Source organism: Vibrio injensis (genome assembly GCF_001895205.1).
Taxonomy (GTDB): domain Bacteria; phylum Pseudomonadota; class Gammaproteobacteria; order Enterobacterales; family Vibrionaceae; genus Vibrio; species Vibrio injensis.
Genome location: NZ_BDJF01000016.1, coordinates 221,750 through 238,434, shown reverse-complemented (window position 1 = coordinate 238,434; position 16,685 = coordinate 221,750). Strand labels below are relative to the sequence as shown.

Below are 16,685 nucleotides of genomic sequence, written 5' to 3'. Positions count from 1 at the left end.
TGCAAATATGTAAATGAGTTGTGTTTGAATGTTTTATCTGACGCAGAAATAGGCTATGCTTTTCGCGCCTGAAAACAAGATTGAACGACGGAATGATAGACTATTATCTTGTTTTTGTTTAATTATAGCCAATAGAGAATTTCTCACCGTGAGACTCAACCAGCACATCCATCGTGAGAGTTAACCTTATAATAGTGAGACAAACGTGGCCAAGTTTTGAGGATGTAAGACTAGCTTGTTCACGGACATTCACATCGTACTATCTCATCCCATAGTGCGGTTAGAACAAAGGGAAAGTTCATGCCTACAGAAAAACCAACCATCATCTATACCATCACTGATGAAGCGCCAGCATTAGCAACTTATTCATTGTTGCCAATTATTCAATCATTTACGGCATCATCAGGGATCAGTGTTGAGACCAGAGATATTTCGTTAGCCGGGCGTATTCTTGCCAGCTTCCCTGAACACTTAAAAGAAAATCAACGAGTCAGTGATGCTTTAGCTGAATTAGGTCAGTTAGCGCAAACTCCTGAAGCGAATATTATTAAGCTACCGAACATTTCAGCGTCGATTCCGCAATTGAAAGCCGCGATTAAAGAATTGCAGGATAAAGGCTATCACCTTCCTGATTATCCGGCTGAGCCGAGCACCTATGAAGAAGAAGCGATAAAAGCGACTTACGATAAAATTAAAGGCAGTGCGGTGAATCCAGTGTTGCGCGAAGGTAACTCGGATCGCCGTGCACCGACTTCAGTGAAAAATTACGCGAAGAAGAACCCGCACTCAATGGGCGCTTGGTCGAAAGATTCACGCTCTCATGTGGCAAGTATGGATGATAAAGATTTCTTTGGTAGTGAAACATCGTTAACGATTCATGGTGATACTCAGGTTTCGATTGAGTTTGTTGCTCATGATGGTACTCGTAAAACCTTGAAGAAGCCGTTCGCTTTACTCGATAAAGAAATCATCGATACTAGTGTGATGAATAAAAAAGCCTTAGTGGCGTTTTACGAAAAAGAGATCGCGCAAGCTAAGCAGCAAGATGTCTTACTGTCTTTACACCTTAAAGCGACAATGATGAAAGTCTCAGACCCTGTCATTTTTGGTTATGCAGTAAAAGCGTATTACAAAGAGGTCTTTAACAAATACGGTGAGCTGTTTGAGCAGTTAGGTGTGGATGTCAATAATGGTTTAGGCGATGTTTACGCAAAAATTCAGACCTTACCTCAAGCACAACGCGAAGAGATTGAATCTGCCATTCAGGCGGTATATGCAACTCAACCACCGTTAGCGATGGTTGATTCGGATCGTGGAATCACCAATTTACATGTGCCAAGCGATATCATTGTCGATGCTTCCATGCCAGCGATGATTCGCTCGTCAGGTCAAATGTGGGGCCCGGATGGCAAACAAAAAGACACTAAAGCTTTAATTCCAGATCGTTGCTATTCAGGAGTTTATCAAGCAGTGATCGATTTTTGTCGTGATAATGGCGCTTTTGATCCAACCACCATGGGTAGTGTTCCCAACGTTGGTTTAATGGCACAAAAAGCCGAAGAATACGGTTCACACGACAAAACCTTTATCCTTGATGCTGAAGGCGTTGTGCAAGTCATTGATCAATCAGGCCAAGTCTTGCTTGAGCAGGTTGTCGAAGCGGGGGATATCTTCCGTATGTGCCAAGTGAAAGATGCGCCAATTCAAGATTGGGTCAAACTAGCAGTAAATCGCGCTCGAGCAACCGGGGTTCCTGCTGTATTTTGGCTCGATGATGCTCGTGCCCATGATCTTGAGCTGATTAAAAAGGTGAAGCAATACTTACCGGATCATGATACCAATGGCCTAGAAATCAAAATCATGTCGCCGGTACAAGCCACACTCTATACTTTAGCGCGAATGAAAGAGGGTAAAGATACTATCTCTGTAACCGGTAACGTATTGCGTGATTATCTGACCGATCTCTTCCCGATTCTTGAATTAGGAACCTCAGCAAAAATGCTGTCTATTGTTCCGCTGATGAATGGTGGTGGTCTATTTGAAACGGGAGCGGGTGGCTCTGCGCCAAAACATGTGCAGCAAGTACAGAAAGAGAATCATCTACGTTGGGATTCATTGGGTGAGTTTCTTGCTCTCGCTGCCTCATTGGAACACCTGAGTGTGGTGACGGGGAACTCGAAAGCGCAAGTCTTGGCTGATACCTTGGATGTGGCGACAGGTCGGTTTTTAGACAATAACAAATCGCCGTCGCGTAAAGTTGGGGAGTTAGATAACCGTGGCAGTCATTATTATCTTGCGACTTACTGGGCGCAAGCGCTTGCTGAGCAAAAGCAAGACAGTGATCTGGCCGCGGAGTTTACCCCTATTGCTGAGCAATTGAAGGCGCAAGAGCAGCAGATTATTCAAGAACTTAATCAAGCTCAAGGTGTTCCTGGTGATTTAGGTGGCTATTACGCTCCTGACTTTACTAAGGCATCTATCTTGATGCGTCCAAGTGCAACATTAAATAAGATCATTGATCGCGTTTAAAGAACAAAACCCGCCGAAAGGCGGGTTAGTTTTAGACACAAGATGGCAGCGAATTATTTACTTGGTTGGCCTTCAATCGGTACCACATTACTTGCATGATAGCCTTTAGGGCCCTGTTCCACTTCATAAGCAACCTGTTGACCCGCTTTTAATGTGCGATAGCCATCCATTTTGATCGTTGAATAATGAGCAAAAATGTCTTCATTTCCGCCTTCCGGACAAATAAAACCAAATCCTTTAGCGTTGTTGAACCATTTTACTGTACCTGTAGCCATGCTATACATCCCTCATGCATTGTATTACTGATGTTGTTAACACTTACCTTATTTATGGGTAATGTCCCATCGTCTAGGTATCAATTTTCGCTTTTTATTCCATCAGCGAAACTCTTATTGAGTGAATAACCATTTAGCTGCTGCCAAATTTTTAGTCACTAATTGACCAATGTAGCCAATGATTGAGTACAGTCAATAGTAAAAAGAGATAAAAATCGTCACTTTTATAGGTAAATCACTTAACTAGCCTGCTATTAAATGCATCTTTATCAAATACATCTCGTATCGTGATATGGATACCGAATGAACCGTGCTGAGTGTAGGATGGCGACTGGTTTATTGATTAATTTGTTGTTTATCGGTTTCCTTTAAACGGAGTTGATCTGCTGAACGCTTTATTAACGTAACAATGGATGGCTAAGTCTGCTTATTGGCTGAGTTAGATGAAGATCAATGGCGTCGTGAAAGGTTGAACGGTGGATATTCTCAATGAGCCGATTATTGATTGAAGCGATAGTGGTGCTCGTCGTGTCACTTCCCCATAGACTTAATAAGGCTCAAGCGGTTGGGCTACGTAGTGTGGAGAAATGCAATTTAATTTGCAAATAGCAATGCATAATGTGATATCTGGTGCATAGTGATGGGTGAATTTTACACATTTAGACCCCATGAATAACTGGAAAAGTGATGTTTTATTTGCAGCGATACCATTGCTAGATTAGTCTCTAAGTAAGGGTTGTTTTTCACCTGAGCAAGCCACCAGTAAAGCCTATTTACTGCGCTGATGAAAAGGGTAACAATGAGTAATACAACGAGAAACGCTCCGAAATACGACGGTTATGAGTAGAAATTTTGAATGGGTTACTCCAGGCTCTGACTTACTGGAGAAAGAGAAAACCGCGGTTAAACCCCCGGCGATGTATCATGTGGTACTCAATAACGATGATTATACTCCGATGGACTTTGTCATCGAAATACTTGCTCGGTTCTTTTCAATGGATATGGAACGAGCGACGCAGGTTATGTTGAGAGTTCATTATGAAGGAAAAGCCATTTGTGGCACGTATACTGCAGAGGTAGCAGAGACGAAGGTGGCACAAGTCGCGACATACTCAAGAGAAAATGAGCATCCCCTCTTGTGTACCATGGAGCAAGCTTAGACTTGCAACAACAATCTGGTTGTTCCTCAAGGAGGCCTTATGCTTAACAAAGAACTAGAATCGAGTCTCAATGGCGCGTTCGCTCGAGCGCGAGATAAAAGACATGAATTTATGACCGTCGAGCACCTCCTACTTGCATTATTAGAAAATGATGCAGCGAAGGACGCACTCGTCGCTTGTCAAGCCGATATCGATAACTTACGTCGCGAGCTTGATCAATTTATTGATCAAACCACGCCTTTAATTCCTAACCACGATGAAACACGCGAAACTCAACCTACATTGAGTTTTCAACGCGTACTACAACGTGCTGTTTTCCATGTTCAATCTTCTGGCCGAAGTGAAGTCACGGGTGCTAACGTACTGGTTGCCATTTTCAGTGAGCAAGAATCCCATGCGGCGTATTTATTGAAAAAAAATGATATCAGTCGTCTCGACATTGTGAATTACATTTCCCATGGCATCACGAAAACGTCTGGTGCGGAAGATTCGGCAGGAGACTCCTTTGGGAGCAGTAGTCCTGAAGAGTCTAATTCTGATGAGCGTTTAGAGAGCTTTGCTTGCAATCTAAACCAACTGGCTAAACAAGGCCAAATTGATCCTTTAATCGGCCGAGATAAAGAGCTTGAGCGTACTATTCAAGTATTATGTCGTCGTCGCAAAAATAACCCTTTATTAGTGGGTGAGGCTGGCGTAGGTAAAACTGCGATTGCTGAAGGTTTAGCGTGGAGGATTGTTGAAGGTCAAGTGCCTGAAGTTATCCAAAATAGCGTTATTTACTCGTTGGATATTGGTTCGTTATTAGCTGGGACCAAATACCGTGGCGATTTTGAAAAACGTTTTAAAACGATTCTAAAACAGTTAGAAAAAGAAAAAGATGCAATTTTGTTTATCGATGAAATTCATACCATCATCGGTGCTGGAGCGGCTTCTGGTGGACAAGTTGATGCAGCCAATTTAATCAAACCTTTGCTGAGTAGCGGTAAGCTACGCTGTATTGGCTCAACGACTTATCAGGAATACAATACGATATTCGAAAAAGAGCGTGCGTTATCTCGTCGTTTCCAAAAAATTGATGTTGTCGAACCGTCTATTGATGACACAACAAAAATTTTGATGGGTCTAAAACCGAAATATGAAGCTCACCACGATGTTCGCTATACCAATAAAGCTTTACGCGCGGCGGTGGAGCTGTCGGCTAAATACATTAACGAGCGTCACTTACCAGATAAAGCGATTGACGTCATTGATGAAGCTGGGGCGAGAGTTCGCTTGATGCCTGCAAACCGACGCAGAAAAACGGTCGGTGTGGCAGAAATTGAAGCCATGGTTGCTAAAATGGCTCGTATACCAGAGAAGTCAGTTTCTTCTTCAGACAAGGATATTTTGAAAAATCTGGATAAGAAAATGAAGATGCTGGTGTTTGGTCAAGACAAAGCTATCGAAGTGTTGAGCGAGTCGATTAAGCTCACTCGTGCAGGATTGGGTGCGGAAAACCGCCCTGTTGGCTCCTTCTTATTTGCAGGACCAACAGGGGTCGGTAAAACGGAAGTCACTGTTCAGCTATCTAAGTTGCTCGGTATCGAGTTACTGCGCTTTGATATGTCGGAATATGGTGAGCGTCACTCGGTGAGTCGTTTAATTGGTGCTCCTCCTGGTTATGTCGGTTATGACCAAGGTGGATTATTAACCGATGCGGTGATTAAACATCCTCATGCCGTCGTGTTATTGGATGAGATAGAAAAAGCGCACCCCGATGTATTTAACCTATTATTGCAAGTGATGGATAATGGGACGTTAACGGATAATAATGGTCGTAAAGCCGATTTTCGTAACGTTATCTTGGTCATGACGACCAACGCAGGGGTTGCGGAAACAGTTAAAAAATCAATTGGTATGATTCAGCAGGATCACAGCCATGACGCGATGGCGGAGATCAAAAAAGTCTTTACGCCAGAGTTTCGTAACCGTTTGGATCATGTAATTTGGTTCAATAGTCTTGATGAACGAGTGATTCACCAAGTCGTTGATAAATTTATTGTTGAACTACAAGTGCAGCTTGATGCTCGTGGTGTATCTCTTGAAGTGTCTGAAGATGCGCGCCACTGGTTAGCCGTGAAAGGTTATGACCGTGATATGGGAGCTCGCCCGATGGGCCGAGTGATTCAAGATCAGTTGAAAAAACCATTAGCGAATGAATTACTGTTTGGCTCATTAGTCGAAGGTGGTACGGTTAAAGTTGATTTAGCGGATGACCATTTGACCTTTGAGTACATGAGTTCACGTGAAAAGGTTGCTCATTAAGACCAACGATTTAATGAGTGAACTTAACAGCGAATAAAATTAAGTTAATAAAAAAGCGCACAGGGTATCGTGCGCTTTTTGTTATCCGTGATATCGCCTTATCACTCACTCTTAGGCAACAAAAACGGAGCGTAGAGCTCCGTTTTTGTTGCATTCGAAAATCAGTGATTAACGAGCACGGAAGACGATGCGACCTTTAGAAAGATCGTAAGGTGTCATCTCGACAGTAACTTTGTCACCAGTAAGAATGCGGATATAGTTTTTACGCATTTTACCAGAGATGTGAGCTGTCACTGTGTGACCATTTTCTAGCTCAACACGGAACATTGTATTTGGAAGAGTATCAAGGACAGTGCCTTGCATCTCAATTACGTCTTCTTTAGCCATTTAATCCTCTTTAGAAATTTGGCGAAAAATAATCAACGGCGTATTTTGCCGTTAAAAAATCAATATGTAAACTTGGGGCGTATTCTACCCTTGCCAACGCTGTTTGACTAGCTTTTGATGTGCTCTGAAGCGTACTTTGTAGTTCATCGCTGGGCATTCATCAATTTGATATCCTAAATAAAGCCACTGTTTATTCATGATTTTGGTGAGCTCAAGTTGACTAAGAACGGCTAATGTTCCTAAGGACAGTGAACTATCGGGATCAAAGAAGGTATAAAACGCACTTGCGCTATTCGGGAGAATGTCGGTGATGGCGACGGCGACTAATCGATCATCTAAATAGAGATGTAAGTATTGTGTATCTAACCAGTTAGAACTCGCAAACTTAGAAAATTCATCACGGCGAGGAGGATACATAGTACCGCTGTTATGACGCGCTTCGATGTAACGAGAATAGAGCGAAAACCAATCGTCATCCATTTCTGGTTTTAATTGCCATTGATAACGAGCTTGTACTTGTTTTAGCAGGCGTTTTTGACTTCTCGATGGTGTGAATTCATTCACTGACACTCGTAGAGCTTGGCAAGCTTGGCAATGATCGCAATGAGGTTTATAGATAGTATCGCCACTACGTCGAAAGCCATTGGCTAGCAGTAGTTCATAGTTATCTGGACTCTGCATGTGAGGATCCATTGCAACAGCGACTCGCTCCATCCGGTCGGCTAAATAACTGCAAGGGTGATTACTGGTTAAACCAATGCGAATTTGCTGTAAATCAGAACTCATAGCGACTCCTTCGATGAGCCGTTAACGGTAAGAGATAACCATTGAGGTTGAAAGCAGTTATCTGTTACCTGACCTTGTTTTAAGGATAGCAATGAATCTAAAAATTGGTCACGCGGTAATTCAACGGCACCTAATGAGCGAAGATGTGGATTCATCACTTGGCAATCGATTAATTGTCCGCCATGAGTGGCAAAATGAGCACAGAAATACCAAAACCCGATTTTGGATGCGTTATCGGCTAAACTAAACATCGATTCTCCACAAAAGAGCTGGCCAACTTGAATACCATAAAGGCCACCGATTAAGGTATCATCACGCCACACTTCAACGGAATGGCAAATGCCTTGCTTGGCAAGTTGTTGATAGGATGAACGCATATCGGCATTTAACCAAGTTTGATCAGCAGGACGTACCGCAGCACATAACTCAATCACCCGTGCGGTATCATGGTTTACACTCACTCGATACGTGTGTTTGCGCTGAAATTTTTGCACACTTTTTGCTGGTTTAAAGGTCTTAGGAAAAAACACGGCACGCGGGGACGGACTCCACCAAAGGATCGGTTCACTAGGACCATACCACGGGAAGATACCGTTGTGGTAAGCTGAAATAAGACGATCGGGATGCAAATCCCCACCAAAAGCCAATAGACCATTGGGCTCATCTGAGGCAAATAAAGGCGAGGGGAAAGAGAAATTATCGCTCGCTAATTCAGTGAGATAGAGTGCCATTATTTAACCAACTTATCCTAATAGGAGTACAAAATGACAAAGTGGATATGGATCTTATTGATTTTTCCTCTGTTTGCCAATGCTGTGTATCAGCGTAATCAAGCGAGGCCCGTGAATGAGGTTGTCTTTGGACAGGTAGAAACGGTCCGTTACATTACTCAACAAGAGATCATTCACTCTAAATCGAAGGGCTGGGAGACGTTACTTGGCGCAGTCGTGGGCGGACTTGTCGGTCATCAGTTTGGTGATGGTCGGGGTAAGCAAGTCGCCACCGCGGTTGGCGCAGCAGCCGGTGCGGGTGTTGCTCATCATCATGGAAATAAAACTCATCTTATTGAGTATAAATTGGTTGAGCTATTGATTAAAACGAATGACGGTCAATTGATTGATGTAATTCAAGATCTCGATAACCAAATGATCTTTAACCGAGGCGATCTAGTCAGAATCTTATACTTCTCGGATGGGGTGAGAGTGGATAAAGAAAGGTAAGCAAGATTTTTTGTCTTCATTAATGGATAAAGACTAGCGAGGATAAGGGATTTTGGTTAGTCTGCCATTACCAAGAATTTTACTGCCTTCAATATTCACGGCTATGATGACAGTGCAAGGAAATACACGTTTAATGGAAAGTCTTACCTTACAGCCTATTGCTAATATTAATGGTGAAGTTAATTTGCCAGGTTCAAAAAGTGTCTCGAATCGAGCGCTTCTTTTGGCAGCATTAGCCACCGGAACGACACGCTTAACCAATTTACTCGATAGTGATGATATCCGCCATATGCTTAAGGCATTGAGCCAATTGGGCGTTAAGTATCGGCTCTCCGCGGATAAAACACAATGTGAGGTGGAGGGTTTAGGGCACCCCTTTGTTATCGAAGGTTTACAAGAACTCTTTCTCGGTAATGCGGGGACGGCAATGCGTCCATTAGCTGCGGCATTATGTTTGGGGCGCGGTGAGTGTATTCTCACTGGCGAACCACGAATGAAAGAGCGACCAATTGGTCATTTGGTGGACGCTTTGCGTCAAGCTGGGGCAAACATAGAATATTTGGAAAGTGAGCATTATCCTCCGTTGCGTATTCAAGGCACAGGACTAAAAGCAAGCCATGTTTCGATTGACGGTTCTATTTCAAGCCAATTTTTAACGGCCTTCTTAATGTCTGCACCTTTAGCAGAAGGCACGATGACCATTGATATTGTAGGCGAGTTAGTTTCAAAGCCTTATATCGATATCACGCTACATCTGATGGAACAATTTGGTGTTCAGGTCATCAATCATGACTATCAACAATTTGTGATTCCTGCTGGCCAATCTTATGTTTCTCCCGGTGATTTTCTGGTTGAAGGCGACGCATCTTCTGCTTCCTATTTTCTTGCTGCTGCCGCGATAAAAGGCGGTCAAGTTAAAGTGACGGGCATTGGTAAAAATAGTATTCAAGGTGATGTCCAGTTTGCTTATGCGTTAGAAAAAATGGGCGCGCAAATTGAATGGGGAGACGATTATGTGATTGCTCGTCGAGGAGAGTTAACCGCGGTCGATTTAGACTTTAATGCCATCCCGGATGCTGCGATGACAATTGCGACAACGGCTCTGTTTGCTAAAGGCTCAACGGCAATTCGCAATGTTTATAATTGGCGAGTGAAAGAGACCGATCGGTTAACGGCGATGGCGACAGAATTGCGTAAAGTTGGTGCTCAGGTCGAAGAAGGTGAGGACTACATTATCATCACTCCTCCAAGCCATCTACAACATGCGACGATTGATACTTACGACGATCACCGTATGGCGATGTGTTTTTCTTTAGTTGCCCTTGGTGAGACGCCAGTGACGATTAATGATCCTAAATGTACATCAAAAACCTTCCCAGATTATTTTGAGAAGTTTGCTCAATTATCCCACTGAGTGATTTAGAGCAATAAATTTTTCGTACTAATAAGAAGTGAAAGCCTCAATATAGAGGCTTTTATTATTTTTTAAGGGTAAATTGTTTCGAAAGATGGTGAGCCAAATATTTAAACATATTAAATACAGCGGTTGTTTTCTCACTAGGTAGACCTTGAGGATCAAGAAAATAATCCCCTTTAAATACTAATACACTGTCTTTTTCCTCGACGCTAGTTGTGCGCATTCCCTCTATATAGCTGTCGTGTTCTTGAATTAATTGATTGGCTATAAGTAATAAATCGAATTCACTGATGAGTTGTTTGGTCTGCATATTTCTCTCTTTATTTTAGATTGTTCTTTGATTTACTTGCTCTCGGTATTACGTTTCTCTATGCTGCCGCCCAGCAGATCCCCGTTTTTCATCAATCGGTGACGTGATTGTAGAATTGTGCCACGTAAAAACCATGATCAGAAACAGGAAATGGATAAAAATCACTTTTACCTAATTTTGTGATTAACAACATACTTTCTAGATTAGCGGTCGCACCTAAAACAGGCACTCTTTACTATCATGCTAATTTTGTCTTGCGGATGCGGTTTCGTCGATTTGTCGAGCAAACAAGCGTTTTTTTTCAAAAACAGGTTGATCTTCTGCTTAACTGGCTCGATAGTAAAAAAAGAAGCAATATTTTTAGAACATCATGCGATTTATTACTCGCAGTATGATTAAGGGCATTTGAATCAAATTATGGGTAAATCACTCGTTATAGTGGAATCGCCAGCCAAGGCTAAAACAATCAATAAATACCTTGGTAAAGACTTCATTGTTAAGTCTAGTGTCGGTCATGTCCGCGATCTGCCTACCGCAGGTCAAACAACTACTACGGCTAAAAAAGCCACACCAGCGGTCAATAAAGCACTTTCGTTGGAAGAAAAAGAGCGTTTAAAAAAAGAAAAAGAACGGACCGCTCTGATTAAGAAAATGGGAGTTAACCCTTTTCAAGGTTGGGAAGCGAATTATCAAATCCTTCCAGGCAAAGAAAAAGTGGTCGCTGAGTTACAAAAATTAGCCAAAGACGCAGATTATGTTTATCTCGCAACCGATTTGGACCGCGAAGGAGAAGCTATCGCTTGGCACCTACGTGAGATCATCGGTGGCGATGAAGAGCGTTATAAACGTGTTGTGTTTAACGAAATCACTAAAAATGCGATTCAACAAGCTTTCGAACAACCTGGCGAACTGAACATGGATGGCGTGAATGCACAGCAGGCACGTCGTTTTATGGATCGCGTTGTGGGCTTTATGGTCTCGCCGTTGTTATGGAAAAAAGTGGCTCGTGGTCTTTCTGCTGGTCGTGTGCAGTCGGTAGCGGTGAAACTCCTCGTTGAGCGTGAGCGTGAGATCAAAGCGTTTATTCCTGAAGAGTTTTGGGATATTCATGCGGACACGAAAACCAGCATGCAAGATGATTTTCGCTTGATGGTCGCTCAAAAAGCAGGCTCTGCTTTTAAGCCAAGCAATGAAGCTGAAACACAAGCTGCTCTATCCGTATTGCAAAAAGCACGCTTTGAAGTTTGTAAACGTGAAGATAAACCCACGACAAGTAAGCCGAGTGCACCATTTATTACTTCCACGCTTCAGCAAGCGGCCAGTACCCGCTTAGGCTATGGCGTGAAGAAAACCATGATGCTAGCGCAGCGCTTGTACGAGGCAGGTTACATTACTTACATGCGTACAGATTCTACCAACTTGAGCACCGAAGCGGTGGAATCAGCGCGTCAGTTTATCGAGCAGCAATTTGGCCCACAGTATCTGCCACAGCAAGCGATTGTCTATGGCAGCAAGAAAGGGGCTCAAGAAGCGCACGAAGCGATCCGTCCTTCTGACGTTAATGTCAAAGCCGATGATTTACAAGGTATGGAAGCAGACGCACATAAAATTTATGCCTTGATTTGGAATCAATTTGTCGCATGTCAAATGACGCCAGCTCAATACGATTCAACGACAGTAAGTGTTAAAGCCGATGAATATACGTTGAAAGCGAAAGGACGGATTTTAAAATTTGATGGCTGGACTCGTGTGCAGCGTCCACTCGGTAAAAATGAGGATCAAATTTTACCTGCGGTGCAAGTTGGCGAAGTTCTTACCCTTGAGAAGCTGGATCCTAAGCAGCATTTCACTAAGCCGCCAGCACGATTTACGGAAGCGGCATTGGTTAAAGAATTAGAAAAACGTGGCATTGGTCGTCCATCAACGTACGCATCGATCATTTCCACTATTCAAGATCGTGGTTACGTAAAAGTTGATCAGCGCCGTTTTTATGCTGAAAAAATGGGCGAAATCGTCACCGACCGTCTCGATGGTAGTTTTACCGATTTAATGAACTATGACTTCACCGCTCGGATGGAAGAAAAACTTGACCAAATTGCAGAGGGGGAAGCGAATTGGAAACAAGTATTGGATGCCTTCTTCGTCGATTTTAGCGGTGATTTAGAGCAAGCCGAGCAGGACGAAGATCACGGCGGTATGAAGCCTAATCATATTGTAATGACCAACATTATGTGTCCAACCTGTTCTCGTCCTATGGGGATTAGAACGGCTTCAACAGGAGTTTTTCTCGGTTGTTCAGGCTATGCATTGCCTCCGAAAGAACGTTGTAAAACGACGATTAATTTGGGCGATGAAGATGGCATTATCAATGTTCTTGAGGAAGATGTCGAAACCGCAGCATTACGAGCGAAAAAACGTTGTCCGATTTGTGAAACGGCGATGGACGCTTATCTGATTGATGGTCAACGTAAGCTGCATGTTTGCGGTAATAACCCAAACTGCGAAGGTTATGTTGTTGAAACCGGTGAGTTTAAAGTTAAAGGTTACGATGGCCCTGTTGTTGAATGTGATAAATGTTCATCAGATATGGTGCTAAAAACTGGGCGCTTCGGTAAGTACATGGACTGCACCAATGACAATTGTAAGAACACTCGGAAGATATTGAGAAACGGTGAAGTTGCTCCGCCGAAAGAAGATCCGGTTCATTTCCCTGAACTGCCGTGTGAAAACTCAGATGCCTATTTTGTGCTACGTGACGGTGCTTCTGGACTATTTTTAGCCGCCAGCAATTTTCCTAAATCTCGTGAAACCCGAGCACCTCTTGTTGAAGAGTTACAGCGTTTTAAACAACGTCTACCTGAAAAGTACCAATATCTAGCGAAGGCGCCCACTCATGATCCTGATGGGCTTGCAGCGGTGGTACGATTCAGTCGTAAGAGCAAAGAGCATTACGTACGGACGGAAATAAATGGTAAACCTTCTGGTTGGACGGCAATCTATGACGATGGTGATTGGCAAGTGACGGACAAACGTAAGTCAGCCAAATAAGAGAAATTTCTCTTGATTAGTCGACACATAGAGGCAGCCATAGGCTGCCTCTATGTTTTTAGAAAGAGTTATCTTTAATGGGTAATTCATGTGTATTTTCAAGAAAAATTTTCATCTAATCTCCATCGTATTTTCCTTGTCATCAATAAATATTCGTTATTTTTGTTACCAAAAATGAAACATAAAAATGCAATTTCATAACGTTATGATGCGTTAATTGTGAACAAGATTAGGAGTTCAATAGATTGGCTGTTTTACTGGCTCAAAATAGACAATTGCCATTTGTATTTTTATGCAAACGCTATAAAGTAATACACAACCAATTGCACTTTTCGTGGCTGGCCGAAAGGCCGTAATAAACTAAGGATAGTATCGTCATCCCCCCAATAGTATTGACATGATGATAATCAATAAAACTTAATGGAGAATAATAATGACCGGTGTACTAGGAATGATTCTGGCTGGTGGTGAAGGCTCAAGATTAAAGCCTTTAACTGAATCGCGTACTAAACCTGCCGTGCCATTTGGTGGTAGTTATCGCTTAATAGACTTTGCGCTCAATAATTTTGTGAATGCGGATTTAATGCGAATTTATGTACTTACGCAATTTAAATCTCAATCGCTGTATCTACATATGAAAAAAGGGTGGAACATATCCAGTATTCGCGGCAGTTTTATTGACTCCATACCAGCACAGATGCGTGATGGTAAGCGCTGGTATGAAGGTACGGCTGACGCCATTTATCAGAATTTACGTTTTATTGAAATCTCTGAAGCGGATGACGTGTGTATCTTTGGTTCTGATCATATCTATAAAATGGATATTCGTCAGATGCTTGATTTCCACCGTCGAATGGAAGCAAAGCTGACCGTGTCGGCTATTCGTATGCCCCTTTCACAGGCTTCTCAATTTGGTGTTATCGAAGTTGATGTCACAGGGAAGATGATTGGTTTTGAAGAGAAACCACAACACCCTAAATCGATACCGGGTGAGCCAGAATGGGCATTGGTTTCAATGGGTAACTATATTTTTGATACTGAAACATTATGCCGTGAACTTCGTGAAGATGCTGCTAATGAGCAATCAAGCCACGATTTTGGCAAAGATATCATCCCTAAAATGTTTCCGCAGGGCGAGGTCTTCGTTTATGATTTCTCAACCAATAAAATCAAAGGTGAGAAGGGCGAAGCCTACTGGCGTGATGTCGGAACGATAGAGTCTTATTGGTCTGCTCATATGGATTTATTGCAAAAAGATGCACCATTTTCTCTTTATAACCGCAGTTGGCCTTTACATACTCATTATCCACCGTTACCACCGGCGACCTTTGTCAATGAAGGCGAGAAAAAGGTTTGTATCACCGATAGTCTCATTTCGGCCGGAAGTTATATTCAAGGCGCAAAAATTTATAAATCCGTGCTAGGCTTTCGAACGAATATTGGTGCAGGCTCATGGATCAGTGAATCGATTATTCTCGGTGATGTTAAAATTGGTGCAGGTTGTACAATTAAGCGCACCATCATTGATAAAGATGTTGAGATTGCCCCAGGAACAGTGATTGGAGAAGATCTACAATTAGATAGGCAGCGCTTCCACGTCTCTGATGAAGGCATTGTGGTCATCGAAAAAGGAACGAAAGTTGGATTCTAATCTTGAAAAAATGAATATTTGGTTTGTTGTATCCGAAGCAGAAGGTTTAGTGAAGAGCGGTGGTTTAGCTGATGTCGCGAAAGCTTTACCAAAAGCATTACAGGAGTTAGGTCATCAGGTAGCCATTGTGCTACCTGCTTATCGTTCAATTCCAAATAAAATGGATTTTCCCGTTATACTTGAAACCGAGTTAACCCATTGGCCCCATACCCGCTATCAAGTTAGGCAAGGTGAACTGGACGGCGTTGTGGTTTATCTGGTTGATTGTGACGCTTATTTTGACCGACCAGAAATGTATGCGGAACACAATCAAGCTTACGCAGATAATGGTGAACGTTTTGGCTTTTTCTCGGCGGCAAGCTTGGATATTTTGCCCAAGCTGAACATAAAACCCACCATCATTCATGCCAATGATTGGCACACGGGTTTAGTGCCTTTTTTATTAAAAACTCGCTATCGTGAAGATCCTTATTTTTTCGGAGTCAAGTCAGTACTGACCATTCATAATGCCATTTTCAAAGGTATTTTTTCTTATTACCAATTGGAAGTTATTCCTGAGTTAAATCTCTCTGGGATGGAGTTCCTTCAATATGGCCACGATCATGTCAGTATGCTTAGAGCAGGTATTGCTTTTGCCGATAAGATCAATGCAGTGAGTCCTAACTATGCTTCTGAATTATTGACGCCGTTAGGTTCTCATGGATTAGTGGATGATTTTGTCCGTCGAGCACGAGATTTACATGGTATTGTCAATGGATGCGATTATTCTGAATGGAGCCCTCTAACAGATCGGTATATTCCTCAGACTTATCATGCTGAGCGCCAATCACTGACTCTTGGAAAATCAGCCAGTAAATTGGCCTTACAACAAGAGTTAAATTTACCACAAGTCGCTACGCCTCTGTTTGGTATGGTTTGTCGTTTGACTCATCAAAAAGGGTTTCATTATTTATTGCCTATTCTTGAATCGTTTTTACGCAATCAGGTACAAGTGGTGATCGTCGGTACTGGTGAACCGGAGATTGCGGCAGCATTACATAAAATGGCAGCACATCACCCTCATAGGTTAGGGTTCGTTGAGACTTACAGTAATCGTCTTGCCCATTTAGTCGAGGCTGGAGCGGATTTTTTCCTGATGCCTTCAGAGTTTGAAGCTTGTGGACTAAACCAAATCTACAGTATGGCTTATGGTACTTTACCTATTGTACGAGAGGTCGGCGGTTTAAAAGATACCGTACAAGATTATGATAAGTATCCGCAGCAAGCGACGGGATTTGGTTTTCAAGAGCCATCGCCTTCAGCATTATTGATCACAATGCAAAGAGCATTACTATTTTATCTACAGCAACCAGAAGAGATGCTCAATGTTCAAATACGAGCGATGAGCAAAGATTTTGGCTGGCGCGAGTCTGCCCTTGAATATATAAAAATGTATCGCTTAGCTATTTTTGACTAATGCGAGTAAAGGTTAGAAGTGTATACAAGTGCTTGGTGAGCGGATAGCCTATTATTCCTTTTCTGAATTATGTTCTTCTGTACCGATGGGGAGCGTTTCCTCATCGGTCTACTCACAATAGTTTTTTACAACTCAAAAACGA

At 42.6% G+C, this 16,685-nt stretch carries 13 protein-coding genes; 8 read left to right on the top strand and 5 right to left on the bottom strand.

Going from position 1 to position 16,685, the window contains the following annotated elements; genetic code table 11:
- Positions 1 to 300 precede the first annotated feature (300 nt).
- Positions 301 to 2,529: an NADP-dependent isocitrate dehydrogenase gene (locus BSR11_RS06240; protein ID WP_072669584.1), complete on the top strand. Its 2,229-nt coding sequence runs from the start codon at positions 301 to 303 to the stop codon at positions 2,527 to 2,529.
- 53 nt (positions 2,530 to 2,582) lie between these two features.
- Here BSR11_RS06240 and cspD read toward each other — a convergent pair whose 3' ends face one another.
- On the bottom strand, positions 2,583 to 2,804 hold the full coding sequence (cspD, locus tag BSR11_RS06235) for a cold shock domain-containing protein CspD (protein ID WP_004395077.1): 222 nt from the start codon (positions 2,802 to 2,804) through the stop codon (positions 2,583 to 2,585).
- A gap of 839 nt (positions 2,805 to 3,643) precedes the next feature.
- Between cspD and clpS the strand changes: the two genes are divergently transcribed.
- Together clpS and clpA are read left to right on the top strand one after the other, a co-directional pair.
- The gene (gene clpS / locus BSR11_RS06230; protein WP_040904233.1) at positions 3,644 to 3,964 is read left to right on the top strand and encodes an ATP-dependent Clp protease adapter ClpS; all 321 of its coding nucleotides are present in this window, start codon (positions 3,644 to 3,646) and stop codon (positions 3,962 to 3,964) included.
- A gap of 39 nt (positions 3,965 to 4,003) precedes the next feature.
- Positions 4,004 to 6,268, top strand: a complete 2,265-nt coding sequence (gene clpA / locus BSR11_RS06225) for an ATP-dependent Clp protease ATP-binding subunit ClpA (RefSeq protein WP_072669583.1) — start codon at positions 4,004 to 4,006, stop codon at positions 6,266 to 6,268.
- Positions 6,269 to 6,436: 168 nt separating this feature from the next.
- Here the strand turns inward: clpA and infA are convergent, their stop codons facing one another.
- The 3 genes from infA to aat form a co-directional block, all read right to left on the bottom strand.
- The gene (gene infA / locus BSR11_RS06220) at positions 6,437 to 6,655 is read right to left on the bottom strand and encodes a translation initiation factor IF-1 (protein WP_004395079.1); all 219 of its coding nucleotides are present in this window, start codon (positions 6,653 to 6,655) and stop codon (positions 6,437 to 6,439) included.
- 84 nt (positions 6,656 to 6,739) lie between these two features.
- Positions 6,740 to 7,441 (bottom strand): arginyltransferase, encoded by a 702-nt coding sequence (locus BSR11_RS06215; RefSeq protein WP_072669582.1) that lies wholly within the window; start codon positions 7,439 to 7,441, stop codon positions 6,740 to 6,742.
- Positions 7,438 to 8,172: a leucyl/phenylalanyl-tRNA--protein transferase gene (gene aat / locus BSR11_RS06210; RefSeq protein WP_072669581.1), complete on the bottom strand. Its 735-nt coding sequence runs from the start codon at positions 8,170 to 8,172 to the stop codon at positions 7,438 to 7,440. The genes BSR11_RS06215 and aat overlap by 4 nt, the downstream gene beginning before the upstream one ends.
- Before the next feature lie 33 nt (positions 8,173 to 8,205).
- Between aat and BSR11_RS06205 the strand changes: the two genes are divergently transcribed.
- Complete coding sequence (locus BSR11_RS06205) at positions 8,206 to 8,661, top strand: outer membrane lipoprotein (RefSeq protein ID WP_072669580.1); 456 nt, start codon at positions 8,206 to 8,208, stop codon at positions 8,659 to 8,661.
- 133 nt (positions 8,662 to 8,794) lie between these two features.
- Entirely contained in the window at positions 8,795 to 10,075 is a 1,281-nt protein-coding gene (aroA, locus tag BSR11_RS06200) for a 3-phosphoshikimate 1-carboxyvinyltransferase (RefSeq protein ID WP_072669579.1), read from the top strand.
- 64 nt (positions 10,076 to 10,139) lie between these two features.
- On the opposite strand, the gene BSR11_RS06195 is transcribed toward aroA, so the two are convergent.
- A complete protein-coding gene (locus BSR11_RS06195) occupies positions 10,140 to 10,388 on the bottom strand; it encodes a YciN family protein (protein WP_072669578.1) in 249 nt (82 codons plus the stop codon).
- A 417-nt stretch (positions 10,389 to 10,805) separates the two neighbouring features.
- On the opposite strand from BSR11_RS06195, the gene topA reads away from it, so the two are divergent.
- The 3 genes from topA (at position 10,806) to glgA (ending at position 16,543) form a co-directional block, all read left to right on the top strand.
- Complete coding sequence (gene topA, locus BSR11_RS06190) at positions 10,806 to 13,436, top strand: type I DNA topoisomerase (RefSeq protein WP_072669577.1); 2,631 nt, start codon at positions 10,806 to 10,808, stop codon at positions 13,434 to 13,436.
- A gap of 433 nt (positions 13,437 to 13,869) precedes the next feature.
- The gene (glgC, locus tag BSR11_RS06185) at positions 13,870 to 15,087 is read left to right on the top strand and encodes a glucose-1-phosphate adenylyltransferase (protein WP_072669576.1); all 1,218 of its coding nucleotides are present in this window, start codon (positions 13,870 to 13,872) and stop codon (positions 15,085 to 15,087) included.
- Positions 15,041 to 16,543, top strand: a complete 1,503-nt coding sequence (gene glgA, locus BSR11_RS06180) for a glycogen synthase GlgA (RefSeq protein ID WP_072669575.1) — start codon at positions 15,041 to 15,043, stop codon at positions 16,541 to 16,543. Before glgC ends, glgA begins: the two co-directional genes overlap by 47 nt.
- Positions 16,544 to 16,685 lie beyond the last annotated feature (142 nt).

Bases quoted from the DNA above. Each gene is read 5' to 3' on its own strand.
- infA (WP_004395079.1), bottom strand. From the start codon at position 6,655: ATGGCTAAAGAAGACGTAATTGAGATGCAAGGCACTGTCCTTGATACT.
- clpS (WP_040904233.1), top strand. From the start codon at position 3,644: ATGAGTAGAAATTTTGAATGGGTTACTCCAGGCTCTGACTTACTGGAG.
- BSR11_RS06215 (WP_072669582.1), bottom strand. From the start codon at position 7,441: ATGAGTTCTGATTTACAGCAAATTCGCATTGGTTTAACCAGTAATCAC.
- clpA (WP_072669583.1), top strand. From the start codon at position 4,004: ATGCTTAACAAAGAACTAGAATCGAGTCTCAATGGCGCGTTCGCTCGA.
- BSR11_RS06240 (WP_072669584.1), top strand. From the start codon at position 301: ATGCCTACAGAAAAACCAACCATCATCTATACCATCACTGATGAAGCG.
- aroA (WP_072669579.1), top strand. From the start codon at position 8,795: ATGGAAAGTCTTACCTTACAGCCTATTGCTAATATTAATGGTGAAGTT.
- aat (WP_072669581.1), bottom strand. From the start codon at position 8,172: ATGGCACTCTATCTCACTGAATTAGCGAGCGATAATTTCTCTTTCCCC.
- topA (WP_072669577.1), top strand. From the start codon at position 10,806: ATGGGTAAATCACTCGTTATAGTGGAATCGCCAGCCAAGGCTAAAACA.
- glgA (WP_072669575.1), top strand. From the start codon at position 15,041: ATGAAGGCATTGTGGTCATCGAAAAAGGAACGAAAGTTGGATTCTAAT.
- BSR11_RS06205 (WP_072669580.1), top strand. From the start codon at position 8,206: ATGACAAAGTGGATATGGATCTTATTGATTTTTCCTCTGTTTGCCAAT.
- glgC (WP_072669576.1), top strand. From the start codon at position 13,870: ATGACCGGTGTACTAGGAATGATTCTGGCTGGTGGTGAAGGCTCAAGA.
- cspD (WP_004395077.1), bottom strand. From the start codon at position 2,804: ATGGCTACAGGTACAGTAAAATGGTTCAACAACGCTAAAGGATTTGGT.
- BSR11_RS06195 (WP_072669578.1), bottom strand. From the start codon at position 10,388: ATGCAGACCAAACAACTCATCAGTGAATTCGATTTATTACTTATAGCC.